Here is a 14918-nt window from a genome sequence, read left to right on the forward strand (position 1 = left end):
AAGAAAAATTGTTGAATATATTGAATTGTATTACAATTCAGAAAGATTGCATTCAGGTATCAATTATTCAGTACCAAATCAATTTTTCACTCTTTTATCTGTCCGAAATTCTTGACAAGTTTCGAAATGGTTGCTTTTTGCCAAAGCAAAAAGCCTCATTTTCTCTTATCTTTTCTCTATTATCTCTTCTCTGTTGATAGTATAAATCTTTTATACTATCAACATCGCATCTCCGAAGGAAAAAAATCTGTATTTTTGCTCTACTGCGTATTTGTAGGCATTTAGTACGTTTTCTTTGCCTGCCAAGGCACTAACAAGCATTATAAGGGTGCTTTCGGGCAAATGGAAATTAGTTATAAGACAGTCGGTAGCCTTAAATTCGTAACCGGGGTAAATGAAAATTTCCGTATTGTCGCTGTCTGCGGTAATTTTGTTGTTTTTCGAAGCGCAGGCTTCAAGGGTTCTTGTACTGGTAGTACCTACACAGAATACCCTGCCGCCGTTTTTATGGGTTTCGTTTATAATTTTGGCAGTTTCTTCGGGTAAAATGTAAAACTCAGAGTGCATTTTATGGTCAAGAATATTGTCCTCTTTAACGGGACGGAAGGTGCCTAAGCCTATATGTAATGTTACATAGCCGATTTTAATGCCTTTATCCTTTGCTTTTTGGAGAAGCTCTTTCGTAAAATGAAGGCCTGCTGTGGGGGCAGCGGCGGAGCCGTCATTTTTGGCATAAACTGTCTGATATCTTGTTTTATCCTGTAATTTTTCGGTGATGTAAGGGGGCAAGGGCATATTTCCCACTTTATCAAGAATTTCTAAAAATATGCCATCATAGGTAAAATGAAGAAGTCTGTTTCCCTCTTCGAGAATATCAATTATTTCAGCCTTTAAAAGACCGTCGCCGAAAACTAATTTTGCGCCTATTTTTGCCTTTTTGCCGGGGCGTACAAGGGTTTCCCAGTTGTCGTTGCTGTGATTTTTCAAAAGCACGATTTCAATATCTGCGCCTGTATCCTCTTTTTTTGCATGAAGACGGGCAGGGATAACCTTACTGTCGTTTAAAATAAGGCAGTCCTTTTCGGTTATATAGTCAAGAATATCGTAAAAATGACGGTCGGTAATTTCTCCTGTTTTTTTGTCCATTACAAGAAGACGTGAGCAGTCACGCTTTTGCACAGGAGTCTGAGCTATAAGCTCCTGAGGTAAATCAAAATAAAAATCGCTTTTAAGAAGCATATTGGGTACTTTGGTTATCCTTTCTTACTGTAATTTTTCAATTTCAATGTTAAAATATGCTTTTAATATTTGCTCGTAGGTGTGTCCCGCTTTGGAACGGGCATACATACCGCTTCCCGAAAGACCTACATTGTGTCCGTAGCCCTCGGTTATAAAGCTTATATAATCACCCTCAACCTTGATTTCTACAATGTTGGGAGTACGCAGTCCAAGACCGCTGCGAATATGGTCGCCGCCGGAAAATGTAATTTTTTTGCCGTTGTCGCAGATAAGCTCTACAGCTAAGGGAATATTAGCCGCATTTCTTTGAGTTACAGAGCCGCTTTCAACGGTTACGGTATCTGCAAGATAAGAGGGGTATTCGTTTATATTTGAGTTGTTTGAGCCGTTTTGATAAAGCATATCCCTCAGCTCTTTTTTTGAATATTTAACAGTATATCTGTAATTTTTTTCAAGCCATGAGGGAACTCCTGCACGGTCAAATTCATCTATAACAGCTTTGACGTGGGGAAGGTCTACACCCTTGACATAGGTACCGTTTTTGTTTGTATACCAAGCTTCGCCGTTGGTGAGGGTGCCGCCGCCGTTGGTGGAATGATAAAAGATATCCGCAAGCTTTTTTGTGCCATTATCGGTATATACTGCAAACATTCCCTTTGTCTGCTCTGCGGCATCAAGAATAAGCTTCTTTTTGAGGGTTACCTCGGGCTCGTAGCAGTAAACCTGACAGTTTGTGGTATCGCATACGTCAATATCTATTTCAGAGCTTGAGCTGTTGTGCTTTGTGTTGGTAAGAGCAACATTTCTTTCGCAAATTGCATGAGCCTTGAAGGCTTCTATATAGCTGTCATAATCGTTGCCGTAGGTGTCTGTATAGATTTCTTTGGTAATGACACCTAAAACGTAATCCTGCATCTGAACATAGTTTATAGTGCCTACTCTTTTCTGGCTGTCCTGCTGGTCACGCTTGAAAATAATGTCGCCGCCTATCATTTTGGCAACGTTTTTGTTTGAAGCAAAGCTGTCATAATAGCGGTGGTAAAGATAGGTGTTTTCATTTCCCGAAGAAACCTGCAAATAATTATTGCCTGAATTATCATATTCAAAAATTATCTTGCCGTCAAGAGCGTTTACTACAGTCATACAGGTATCGGTATTTTCCGAAGCAATAAGCTCAACAGGCTCGGTTACTGTAAAGGTTTTTAAATTTCCGTCTTTATCTAAAACTGCAACGCCGCCGGGGAATTTTTGAATGTAGGTTATTTTACCCTCACCGTTAATAACTGCCATAGGCTTTGAAGAAATAAAGTCTTTACGCTCAATAGCGCTCATAACCGAATAGCTTACCTGAGTATCGGAGGTTAAAAAAGAATATGTAGCTTTGTCGGCAAGAGCTTGCTGAGAATCCGAATAGCTGCCTAAACGGACACGGTATTTTCCGTTTACATAGGCAACAAAAGCTTTAAGTCCCTTTTTCTCAACCTCGGCAACTACTGCTTTTGCGCCGTCCTTTGTCATATCTGCATTGATTTCAAGATGGCTGTTTCCTATAAAGGTGCCGTTTCCTGCATCCTTGCTTTCTACCCAGATATCTTTAATGGCAGGACCTGCTTTATAATATAAATTCTGGTCCTTGCATACGTATAAAAAGCTTTGATTTTCACCTGTTGAGAAAATCTCATCTGAGGTTTTTTCGGTATCTCGGTCAAAGGAATAAAAAACAAGAAAAGAAGAGGCGTCCTCATAGTCCGAAGCGCGCACGCACGAAGTGTCTCTCAAAACGGTGCCGCCCACATTGTCAATACCCACATATACATAGGGATTACTGTCCTTTGGAGGAGCTGCGGCAAAGGCACAAATGCTTGTTATTGCACTAATAATTAAAGCAGTTATGCAAATAATTGTTTTTTTCATAGCTTTGACCATCCTTTTACAACAAATAAATCAGTTTTTGTCCGTTTTAACAAGCCAAAAGGCATATTTTTATAAAAAAGAAAGAATTTTTCAGCAAAAGCTCCTATATATTTACTTTTCGAAGCATATTCAAAGGAAATAAATGCTGTTTTTTTATAAGTATTCTGTTGACAAAGTAAGATATTTTTATTATACTAAAGTGGAATTAGCATATATATTATATTACAAGAACGGTGGTTTTTTCAACCGCTTTTTTTGATTTTTTGCAAAAAGGTAGGAATTGGAATTGAAAAAGTACGATGTAGGAATTATCGGAGCAACAGGAATGGTTGGTCAGCGCTTTATTACGCTTCTTGAAAATCATCCTTGGTTTAACATTAAAATTTTGGCTGCAAGCGCAAGAAGTGCAGGCAAAACCTATGCTGAATGTGTTGAAAACAGATGGGCTATGGCAACTCCCGTACCCGAAGCTTTAAAAGAAATGAAGGTACTTGATGCTGTAGCTGATCTTAATGAAATAGCTAAACAGGTAGATTTCGTTTTCTGCGCTGTAGATATGAAAAAAGATGAGATAAAGGCATTGGAGGAAAGCTATGCAAAGGCAGAGTGCCCTGTTATTTCAAATAACAGTGCGCACAGATTTACTCCCGATGTGCCTATGATTATCCCCGAGATAAATGCAGAGCACGCAAGAATTATAGATTCACAGAAGAAACGTCTTGGCACAAAGAGAGGCTTTATTGCAGTTAAATCAAACTGTTCATTACAGAGCTATGTGCCTGCGTTATCTCCTTTGGGCTGCTTTGGAATAGAAAAGGTTTTGGCTTGTACCTATCAGGCAATTTCCGGCGCAGGAAAAACCTTTGAGCGTTGGCCTGAAATGGTTGATAATGTAATCCCCTTTATTGGCGGCGAGGAAGAAAAGTCCGAGAAAGAGCCTCTTAAAATCTGGGGAGAGGTTAAGGACGATGAAATTGCTTTGGCAACAGAGCCTCAGATAACAACGCAGTGTATCCGTGTTCCCGTTTCTGACGGACATATGGCTGCTGTATTTGTAAAATTCAAGGAGAAGCCTTCAAAGGAAACTATTCTCAATTGCTGGAAATCCTTTGCAGGAGAGCCTCAGGAGCTTGAGCTTCCCTCTGCTCCCAAGCAGTTCTTGCATTATTTTGAAGAGGATAACCGTCCTCAGACTAAATTTGAACGTAATTTGGAAAACGGTATGGCTGTTTCAATCGGCAGACTCAGAGAGGACAGCCAGTATGACTATAAATTTGTTTGTCTTTCACACAATACCTTAAGAGGCGCTGCAGGCGGAGCTGTTTTGATGGCTGAATTGCTTTGCGCAAAGGGATATATGGACAAATAAGAAAACAGCAGAGAGGATGACTACAGTGAAAAAGACAATTTTTACAGGCGCAGGCGTTGCTATTGTTACTCCCTTTAACGAGGATTTAACAATCAATTTCGAAAAATTGGGAGAAATTATTGAGGAGCAGATAGCAAAGAAAACAGATGCGTTAGTTATTTGCGGAACAACAGGAGAGGCAGCAACTCTTACTGACGAGGAGCATAAAGAGTGTATTAAATATGCCGTTGAAAAGGTTAACGGAAGAATACCCGTTATTGCAGGAACAGGCGGTAACGACACTGCATATTCCTTACAGCTTTCTCAGTATGCAAAGGAAGTAGGAGCAGATGCGCTTTTACTTGTAACTCCCTATTACAATAAAACTACACAGCAGGGTCTTATCAAGCATTTTGCATATATTGCAGAAAATGTTGACCTTCCTATAATTTTATACAATGTACCCAGCAGAACAGGTCTTAACATAACTCCTGCTACCTGTAAAGAGCTTAGCAAGTATGAAAATATAGTTGCAGTAAAGGAAGCATCGGGAAATATTTCTCAGATTGCGGAAATTGCGGCTCTTTGCGGTGATGATTTAGATATCTATTCGGGAAATGACGATCAGATAGTTCCTGTTTTGTCTTTGGGCGGAAAAGGAGTTATCTCTGTTCTTTCCAATGTTTTACCCGAGGAAACACACGATATATGTCAGCTTTACTTTGACGGAAAAGCAAAAGAGAGCACAGCTTTACAGCTTAAATTACTTAACTTTGTAAATGCACTTTTCTGTGAGGTAAATCCCATACCCGTAAAAGCGGCTATGAATATTTTGGGAATGAATGTAGGCTCTTTAAGACTTCCCCTTTGCGACATTTCCGAAAAGGGAGAAGAAACTCTTAAAAAGGCTATGGCTGAAATCGGTCTTATAAAATAAAGGTTAAAAGGGTGTTTGATATGGTTAATATTATGCTTTCCGGCTGTAACGGAAAAATGGGCAGAGTTCTGACATCGCTCATTGAAAATGATGAGAAATCAACCGTTATATGCGGAGTGGATTTGAATACAGCAGGGGATAAATATCCTGTCTATGCAAAGTTTGACCAAATCAAAGAAAAGCCTGATGTTATAATAGATTTTTCTAATCCTGCAATTCTTTCAAGCTTGCTTGATTATGCAATTTCCAATAAAATCCCCGTTGTCGTTGCAACTACGGGATATTCACAGGAGCAAATAGAACAAATTAAAAAAGCTTCTGAAGAAATTCCTGTTTTCTTTACCTTCAATATGTCCTTGGGAATAAATCTTCTTTCATTACTTCTTAAAAAATGCGCTGAGGTTTTGGGAGAAGGATATGACGTTGAAATAATAGAAAAGCATCACAATCAGAAAATAGATGCTCCAAGCGGTACAGCAATTATGCTTGCTCAGGCGGTGAGCGAGGCGCTTCCCTATGAGCCTGAATATGTATATGACCGTCATAGCGTAAGAAAGAAAAGAGAGAAAAACGAAATAGGTATTCACGCTGTAAGAGGCGGAACGATAGTGGGTGAGCACGAGGTTATATTTGCAGGTAAGGACGAGGTTATTACTCTTTCCCATTCCGCTGCAAGTAAAGAGGTTTTTGCAGTAGGTGCTTTAAGAGCTGCAAAGTTTATAGCATCAAAGCCTGCGGGAATGTATGATATGAATAAAATGCTTAAAAATTAAAGGAGAGGATTAAACAATGAAAAAGTTTTTTGCAGTTATGTGTATTATCCTTTCGATAATTGCGCTTATTTCATTGTTAGCATGCCTTTATAATAAGCATAAAAATTTAAAATAGTTTATATTTCAGTACAGTAAGCCTTGCGCTTGCTGTACTGTTCTACATTACAAAGGAAAGGAATAGCATATGTATTTTTGCATATGCCAAAACAAAAGTTATGAATAACACAGAAAAGACAATGGAAAAAATTGTAGCACTGTGCAAGGGTAGAGGCTTTGTTTATCCCGGCAGTGAAATTTACGGAGGACTTTCAAACTCTTGGGACTACGGTCCTTTAGGCGTTGAGTTTAAAAACAACGTTAAAAAAGCCTGGTGGAAGAAATTTGTTCAGGAAAACCCTTACAACGTAGGCTTGGACTGCGGTATTCTTATGAATCCTAAGGTATGGGTTGCATCGGGTCACGTTGGCGGATTTTCAGATCCTTTGATGGACTGTAAGTCCTGTAAAACCCGTCACAGAGCTGACAAGCTTATTGAGGATACAGGTGTAAATCCTGCAGGCTGGACAAATGAGCAAATGTCTGCATATATAAAAGAAAACAATATCTGCTGCCCCGATTGCGGAGCTTGCGATTTTACAGATATAAGAAAATTCAATCTTATGTTTAAAACCTTCCAGGGCGTTACGGAAGATGCTAAAAACGAAATTTATCTTCGTCCCGAAACAGCACAGGGTATTTTTGTAAACTTTAAAAATGTTCAGAGAACAACAAGAAAGAAAGTACCTTTCGGTGTTTGTCAGATAGGTAAATCCTTCAGAAACGAAATAACTCCCGGAAACTTTATTTTCAGAATAAGAGAGTTTGAGCAGATGGAGCTTGAATTCTTCTGCAAGCCCGGAACAGAGTTAGAGTGGTTTGACTATTGGAAGACATACTGTAAGAAATTCCTTCTTGATTTGGGCATTAAAGAAGAGAACATAAAAACCCGTGACCACGAGAAAGAGGAGCTTTCTCACTATTCAAATGCAACTACCGACTTTGAATTTTTATTCCCATTTGGCTGGGGTGAGCTTTGGGGCGTTGCAAGCCGTACCAATTTCGACCTTAATGCACATCAGAACACTTCGGGAGAAAATATGGAGTATTTTGATGCTGAAAGCAACGAGAAATATATCCCCTATGTTGTAGAGCCTTCCTTGGGAGCTGACAGAATAGCGCTTGCTCTTTTGGTTGACGCTTACGACGAGGAGCAAATCGGTGAAAACGATACAAGAACAGTGTTGAGATTGCATCCCACACTTTCTCCTTATAAGGCTGCTATACTTCCTCTTTCCAAAAAGCTTTCCGAAAAAGCAGCAGAGGTTTATACAGCACTTTCCAAGAAGTTTTCAGTTGAATTTGACGAGGCAGGCTCAATAGGAAAGAGATACCGCCGTCAAGACGAGATAGGAACACCTCTTTGCATAACATATGACTTTGACAGTCTTGAGGACAATCAGGTTACTGTAAGACTCAGAGATACAATGGAGCAGATAAGAATGCCTATCAGCGAGCTTGAAGCTTACATTGAAAAGACAATAGAGTTTTAAGGAGTAAGAAAAATGAAAAATCCTATAGTTACAATGAAAACCACTCAGGGAGAGATGAAAATAGAGCTTTACCCCGAAATTGCTCCCAATACAGTTAATAATTTTATTTCTCTTATCAACAAAGAGTATTATAACGGTATAATATTCCACAGAGTAATACCCGGATTTATGATTCAGGGCGGCGACCCCAAGGGTATGGGAATAGGCGGACCCGGATATCAGATAAAGGGTGAATTTTCCTTCAACGGCTTTAAAAACGACCTTAAGCATACAAGAGGCGTTATATCAATGGCTCGTACAATGGAGCCCAACTCTGCGGGAAGTCAGTTTTTCATAATGGTTGAAAATGCACCTCACCTTGACAATCAATATGCGGCATTCGGAAAGGTTATTGAGGGTATAGAGGTTGCAGATAAAATAGTTTCAGTTGATAGAGACGGAAGAGACAAACCTCTGTTTGAACAAAAAATGCTCGAGGTTACTGTTGAAACCTTCGGAGAAACCTATCCCGAACCCGAGAAATTCTAAAAACTACTGAATGTGCAAAGTAAAGGAGAAAGAAATATGGCATATTTTTATGAAGAACCGTCAAGAACCTTTGGTGAATATCTTTTAGTACCCGGATATTCCTCTAAGGAATGTATTCCGTCGGCAGTCAGCTTGAAAACTCCCTGCGTAAAATTCAAAAAGGGAGAAGAGCCTGCAATTTCTATGAATATTCCTCTTGTTTCTGCTATTATGCAGTCAGTTTCAGGGGATAAAATGGCTATTGCTTTAGCAAAAGAGGGCGGAATTTCATTTATCTACGGCTCTCAGTCAATAGAAGATGAAGCAAATATGGTAAGGAGAGTTAAAAGCTATAAAAAAGGCTTTGTAAGCTCTGACAGTAACCTTACTCCTGAGCATACTCTTGCTGATGTGCTTGCGCTTAAAGAAAAAACAGGACATTCTACTGTTGCAATAACTGATGATGCTACTGCTAACGGACGTTTACTCGGTATAGTTACAAGCCGTGATTACAGAATTTCCCGTACAAGCCTTGACACTAAGGTAAAGGAATTTATGACTCCCTTTGAGAAGCTTGTATATGCTGATGAAAATACCTCTCTTAAGGTAGCTAACGATATAATCTGGGATAATAAGCTCAACTGCTTACCTCTTATAGACAAAGACCAAAGACTTAAATATTTTGTTTTCAGAAAGGACTATGACTCCCACAAGGAAAACAAAAACGAGCTTTTGGATAAAAATAAGAGCTATGTAGTAGGCGCAGGTATCAATACCCGTGACTTTGAGCAGCGTGTTCCCGCTCTTGTTGAAGCAGGTGCAGACGTGCTTTGTATAGACAGCTCCGAGGGCTTTACCGAATGGCAGAAAATCACTATTGATTACATAAGAAAAACCTATGGAGATACTGTTAAGGTCGGCGCAGGCAACGTTGTTGACAGAGAGGGCTTTTTATTCCTTGCCCAAGCAGGAGCAGACTTTATTAAGGTCGGTATCGGCGGCGGTTCAATCTGTATTACCCGTGAACAAAAGGGTATCGGAAGAGGACAGGCAACAGCATTGATTGATGTTTGTAAGGCAAGAGATGAATATTTTGAAAAAACCGGCATATATATTCCTATATGCTCCGATGGCGGAATAGTTCACGATTATCATATTACCCTTGCACTTGCTATGGGTGCTGATTTCATTATGCTGGGCAGATATTTTGCACGTTTTGATGAAAGCCCTACAAATAAGCTTAAAATAGGAAACACCTATGTTAAGGAATATTGGGGCGAAGGCTCTAACAGAGCAAGAAACTGGCAGCGTTACGATATGGGCGGAGCAAGCAAGCTTTCCTTTGAGGAGGGCGTTGACAGCTATGTGCCCTATGCAGGAAGCCTTAAGGATAATGTAAATCAAACCTTAAGTAAAGTAAGGTCAACTATGTGCAACTGCGGAGTTTTAAGCATTCCCGATTTGCAGAAGAATGCTAAGATTACAGTAGTTTCTTCAACAAGTATAGTTGAAGGCGGAAGCCACGATGTAATTCTTAAGGATAGCAACAGCGGCTTTGGCAAATAATTTTTCTAAGAGGTGATAACCACTTGAGCCTTATATTTTTGTTAAATCAATTAGGAGAAAACAGAATTAAGCTTTTGCTCAATGAGCCTATGAGAAACCATACAACCTTTAAAATAGGCGGCATTGCAAATGTAGTAATCTGCCCGTCTGATACAGGCGAGCTTGTTACAGCACTAAAGCTTTGCAAGGAAAATTCGCTTAGCTCCTTTGTTATGGGCAACGGTTCAAATCTTCTTTTTGATGACAACGGCACTCAAAAGGTTATCATTAAAACAAAGGATTGTAATAAGATAACTGTAAAGGGCGATACAATAGTTGCTCAGTGCGGAGTAATGCTTCCAAAGCTTGCATCGGTTGCTTGCGAAAATTCTCTTACGGGACTTGAGTTTGCGGCGGGAATTCCTGCCAGCGTCGGCGGAGCCGTATTTATGAATGCGGGAGCCTACGAGGGCGAAATGTCACAGCTTGTTGAAAAAACAACATATTGTGATAAGAATGGCAATATTTTCACCCTGAGTAAGAATGAGCACAATTTTTCCTATCGCCATAGCTTTTTTGAAGAAAATAAAGATTTTTGCGTTCTTGAAACAGAGCTTAAGCTTAAAGAAGGCAATAAAGCTCAGATAGAACAAAAAATGCAGGAGCTCAATACAAGGCGCAGAGAAAAACAGCCCCTTGATTTACCATCGGCAGGAAGTGCTTTTAAACGTCCCGAGGGAGATTATGCGGCAGCGCTTATTGACCAATGCGGTCTTAAAGGCTTTAAGGTGGGCGGCGCTAAGGTAAGCGAAAAGCACAGCGGCTTTATAGTTAATATAGGAAATGCCACCTGCTCCGATGTTTTAGAGCTTATGAAATGCATAAAGCAAAAGGTTTACAACCAAAAAGGCATTGAGCTGACACCTGAAATAATATATGTAAAATAGTAAAAAGCACTTATGATAGTGAGACTTCTCATAAGTATATTTGGCAGCCACAGATTATTTAATCTGTAGCTGCCAATATTTTTTATACATAAGAAATGAGAGCCTTTCAAGTGATATTCCGACTATCGTCGGAGTGATATTTTTGATAAATCAAAAGTGATATTAAAACCTATGGTTTTAGTTGTATTTTATTCGCAACCAAAACTTGCAAAGCAAATACCACTCTTTTTTGAATATCTCTCCTTTGGCGAGGAATTCAAAAAAGAATAACACTGCAAAGCAATATCACTTGCCTTTTGGCGAATAAAACTGCGAGACTTCATTATGTGAAGTCTCGCTATCATAAGTGCTTTTTTAAATATAAAATTTATTTTTTGCAAAGCATAGCGGCACCGACGATGCCTGCATCATTTCCCAACTGTGCGCGGGTGATAGGGGGCATAGGAAGCCTTAATCCTGCAAAAGCGTGTTCAGACAAATATTTAAGTATGGGAGCAAAAATATATTCGCCCTCGTGGCTTATTCCGCCGCCTACAAGAACTATTTCAGGTCTGAATACGTTTATAAAGTCAACAAGGCCCTCTGCTACGTATACAAGATATGTATCAACAACCTTTTGAGCAACGGCATCTCCTTTTTTTGCAAAGTCAAAGGCTGTTCTTCCGCTTACAAGGGATAAATCGGGAGTTTCCTTAGCCATCATACAGTCGGGGTTTTGCTCAATGGCTCTTTTTGTTTGCCTTATAAGAGCAGTTGCAGAGGCATAGCTTTCCCAACAGCCGTTTCTTCCGCAGGTGCAGGGCTCTCCACCCATTATAAGCATAGTATGGCCAAGCTCAGCTCCTGTACCGTTGGAGCCTTCGAAAATTTTGCCGTCAATTATTACGCCGCCGCCGACACCTGTTCCCAAAGTAATTAAAAGCACGTGCTTATAGCCCTTTGCAGCGCCTGCATAGGCTTCTCCCAAAGCGGCGCAGTTTGCATCGTTGCTTATATAGACATTAAAGTCTATTTTTTCTTTTAATGCGGGCACCAAGGGGAAATTTTCCATTCTGATATTGTTTGAGTAAATAACAACGCCGTTTTTAGAGTCAATACTTCCGGGGCTTCCGATACCTACTCCGCCGATTTTTTCACGGGGAATATTATTTTGCTCCAAAAGAAGCTCTATTTGCTTTGACATTTTCTCAACAATATTTTCAACGCCCTTTTGCGCCTCTGTTTTAACGGAATTTTTGGAAATTATTTTTCCGTCCTCATCAACAATTCCCGTTGCGATATTTGTACCGCCTAAATCAATACCGATGTAATACATAATTTAAACCTTTCAATTATTCTTTTCCTTCAAGCTTTTTATTGTTTTGCGCTATAGCTTCTCTGTAAGTTTCACATATGGCTTTTCCGAAATTCTCTACGGAATATTTTTCAGCAACAGCTTTTCCCTGTTCGGAAAGCTGTTGTTTTTCTTCCAAAGAGGAATTTTTGATTTTAAGCAGCTTTTCAATATATTCGTCCTCGTCCTTGAATATATAGCCTGTTTGTCCGTCAATTACAATATCTTCAATACATTCGTCAAGCTTAGCAAGTACAGGTAAGCCCGAAGCCAAAGCCTCGATATAGGTAATACCCTGAGTTTCAGATTCCGAAGCGCTTGCAAAAACATCGGCGCACTGATAAATCAAAGGCACGTCCTCGTGATTTTGCTTGCCTGCAAAAATAACCTTGTCGGCAACGTTGTATTCCTCAGCAAGAGCCTTAAGCTCTTCTTCATAGGGACCGTAGCCTGCTATAAGCAAAACTATGTTTTCATCTATTGTTGAAATCTTTTTCATAGCCTTAAGAAGAAAATCAATATTTTTCTCCTTGGCAAGACGTCCTAAAAATATAACTACAAATTTATCGGAAAGACCGTATCTGTCCCGAGCGTTTTCTATTTCTTCCTTTGAAAAGCTTGCGCTGCTGAAGCTTGAAAAATCAATTCCCGTAGGAATTACGGTGATTGGCTTATTTACTCCGTATTCAATAAGAGCACGCTTTGTTTTATTGGTGGGAGCAACCAAAAACGCACAGGTGTTGCCCATTACACGAGAAAGCCAACGGACTATTTTTCTTGCCGTTTTTTCAAAATGACCTCTTGTTATATAGTGAGTATAGTCCTCATACATTGTGTGATAAGTATATATAATCGGAATGTGTAGCTTTTTAGCTATAAAGGAAGCAAAAGCACGCATTGTATATTCAGTATGAATATGAACAACATCAAGCTTAAGCTCAGATAAAATCTTCTGCGCCTTTCGGCTGTAAGGCTGAGAAAGACGGTAGCCGTAAAGATATTTAAGACGAACTCCCGGAATACGTAAAACTCCGCCGTCGTGGATAATGCCCATAAGCTTTGTGTTTTCTGTGGGGGCAATAACGTATACGTTATGACCTAATTTTTCAAGGGATTGACGCAAGGTTTCAACTGAAATTGCAACACCGTTGATATCAGGGTCATATGTATCTGTAAAAAGAGCTATGTTAAGCTTTTGGTCAGGATTTTCAGCTTTTTTAGGCGCAGTAAGAGTACCGTTGTAAACGCCCTCGTAAACTTTCTTTAGGCTCTGACCGATAGCAGAGAGAGCTCTTTGCTCTGCTACCTGCCTTCCGCCGATAGTTAAATCTGCATATTTTCCGTTAACGGCATCTCTTATTACATTGGCAAATTCATCATTGTTGGTACATTTTTTACAGTTTACACCGTCCACAAGCCAAGGGTCATAAACGGGAATATCACGCACAATAGTAACCTGATTGGAAGCTAAAGCCTCCAGCACAACAATACCCTCATTTTCTTCATAAGAGGGGAAGAAAAAGGCGTTTGCACCTGTATATGCGCCCTCAAAAACGTCTCCGCTCATATAGCCTGCAAAAATAACGTTGTCAGGGTGATTTTTTGTAACGGTATTTCTTATTTCGGCAGGTATACTGTAAAGGGGAGTTTCGCCAAACCAGATAAATGTTACGTCAGGAAGCTTTCTTGCAACCTCAACAAAATCAAGAATACCTTTTCTCTTAATCCAAAGTCCCGCCGCAACTACAACCTTATCCTCAGGCTTAAGGTTGAAATAATCACGGAACGCCTTTGCCTTTCGTTCGTCAGCTTTAAAACGGTCAATATCAATTCCGTTGGAAATAGGAAATGTAGGCACGCTTATACCGTAGCTTTTGATAAGCTTTTTGGTATAGGGGGTAGGGGTTATTATAGCATCTGATTTTGAATAGAGATATACAAGTATTTTTTTCAAAACAGGCGCAGCGGCATTGGATAAAAGAAAGGAGTTTTTAAAATCCTCCATTGTAGTATGCGCATGGTAAATTACCTTTGCCCCTTTTTTACGTGCTTTTTTAATTATATTTGCGCTGTTTGCGTAAACAGTATTTATATGAAGTATATCAAAATCGTCGTCGGGGTTTGTAGTATATTCCACTCCTGCCATATCAAGAGCCTTCATCTGATGGGACATAGCTTTTCCCACACCCGATTTAGATATAACCTTAATGCCTTCGAAATAGAGAAGAACTTTCATTTTTATCACGCTCGAATTCATTTTTTAAAAAATTATATATTTCTTTCATTGTACCAATTTTTCGGGAAAAATACAAGAGGAAAATGAAAAAAATAAGCCTGTAAATTTAAGCTTTAAAATTTCAGTATAATACCTTTTTGTTTTGGCAAAAATAATTCTGAAAAAATATATGAGGACTTGTATGGAAAATAAAAAAAATTTCATTAAAACTGTAGTTACAGGGGTAGTTACAGGCTTTGTAAATGGGTTTTTCGGGGCAGGGGGCGGTCTTATTTTAGTTCCGCTTTTAAAAAAGCTTTGTAATGAGAAAACGGCGCACTCAACCTCGGTAGCCGTTATTTTACCTCTTTGCGTTGTGGGATATTTTATTTATTCAAGCAATATAACTCAGCTTTCTGTTGAGGCGTTGCCCTTTATTATAGGCGGTGTTTTAAGTGCGCCGTTGGGAGCGTTATTTTTAAAAAAGCTGTCCCCGACGCTGTTAAAAAAGCTTTTTGGCGGCTTTATGATTTTTTGCGCACTCAGAATGATATTTACAGGATAAAAAAGT

Annotated in this window: 12 protein-coding genes; 8 read left to right on the top strand and 4 right to left on the bottom strand. The window is 39.4% G+C overall.

All coding sequences use genetic code 11. The features are described from left to right. Nucleotides 1-210: 210 nt before the first annotated feature. Nucleotides 211-1239, bottom strand: coding sequence for a tRNA preQ1(34) S-adenosylmethionine ribosyltransferase-isomerase QueA (gene queA / locus E7480_04740; GenBank protein MBE6903895.1), 1029 nt, complete (start codon nt 1237-1239; stop codon nt 211-213). 24 nt (nt 1240-1263) lie between these two features. Further along, on the bottom strand, nt 1264-3165 hold the full coding sequence (locus E7480_04745) for a SpoIID/LytB domain-containing protein (GenBank protein MBE6903896.1): 1902 nt from the start codon (nt 3163-3165) through the stop codon (nt 1264-1266). Nucleotides 3166-3439: 274 nt separating this feature from the next. Between E7480_04745 and asd the strand changes: the two genes are divergently transcribed. The 7 genes from asd to murB all read left to right on the top strand — a co-directional run bounded on the left by asd (nt 3440) and on the right by murB (nt 10799). Then, a complete protein-coding gene (asd, locus tag E7480_04750; protein MBE6903897.1) occupies nt 3440-4522 on the top strand; it encodes an aspartate-semialdehyde dehydrogenase in 1083 nt (360 codons plus the stop codon). A 25-nt stretch (nt 4523-4547) separates the two neighbouring features. Continuing rightward, complete coding sequence (locus E7480_04755) at nt 4548-5438, top strand: 4-hydroxy-tetrahydrodipicolinate synthase (protein ID MBE6903898.1); 891 nt, start codon at nt 4548-4550, stop codon at nt 5436-5438. 20 nt (nt 5439-5458) lie between these two features. Then, complete coding sequence (locus E7480_04760; protein ID MBE6903899.1) at nt 5459-6211, top strand: 4-hydroxy-tetrahydrodipicolinate reductase; 753 nt, start codon at nt 5459-5461, stop codon at nt 6209-6211. 215 nt (nt 6212-6426) lie between these two features. Continuing rightward, nucleotides 6427-7800 carry a glycine--tRNA ligase gene (locus E7480_04765; GenBank protein ID MBE6903900.1) on the top strand — a complete coding sequence of 458 codons (1374 nt, stop codon included), beginning with the start codon at nt 6427-6429 and terminating at the stop codon, nt 7798-7800. A gap of 12 nt (nt 7801-7812) precedes the next feature. Continuing rightward, a complete protein-coding gene (locus tag E7480_04770) occupies nt 7813-8328 on the top strand; it encodes a peptidylprolyl isomerase (protein MBE6903901.1) in 516 nt (171 codons plus the stop codon). A 36-nt stretch (nt 8329-8364) separates the two neighbouring features. Then, nucleotides 8365-9873, top strand: a complete 1509-nt coding sequence (locus E7480_04775) for an IMP dehydrogenase (protein ID MBE6903902.1) — start codon at nt 8365-8367, stop codon at nt 9871-9873. Nucleotides 9874-9962: 89 nt separating this feature from the next. Beyond that, nucleotides 9963-10799, top strand: a complete 837-nt coding sequence (murB, locus tag E7480_04780; protein ID MBE6903903.1) for a UDP-N-acetylmuramate dehydrogenase — start codon at nt 9963-9965, stop codon at nt 10797-10799. A 367-nt stretch (nt 10800-11166) separates the two neighbouring features. Here murB and E7480_04785 read toward each other — a convergent pair whose 3' ends face one another. After that, nucleotides 11167-12114, bottom strand: coding sequence for an ROK family protein (locus tag E7480_04785; GenBank protein MBE6903904.1), 948 nt, complete (start codon nt 12112-12114; stop codon nt 11167-11169). Between the two features lie 16 nt (nt 12115-12130). Next, a complete protein-coding gene (locus E7480_04790; protein ID MBE6903905.1) occupies nt 12131-14368 on the bottom strand; it encodes a glycosyltransferase in 2238 nt (745 codons plus the stop codon). 169 nt (nt 14369-14537) lie between these two features. On the opposite strand from E7480_04790, the gene E7480_04795 reads away from it, so the two are divergent. Further along, nucleotides 14538-14912 carry a sulfite exporter TauE/SafE family protein gene (locus tag E7480_04795; GenBank protein MBE6903906.1) on the top strand — a complete coding sequence of 125 codons (375 nt, stop codon included), beginning with the start codon at nt 14538-14540 and terminating at the stop codon, nt 14910-14912. Nucleotides 14913-14918 lie beyond the last annotated feature (6 nt).

This window comes from Oscillospiraceae bacterium, from assembly GCA_015067255.1.
Classification (GTDB): Bacteria; Bacillota; Clostridia; order Oscillospirales; family SIG519; genus SIG519.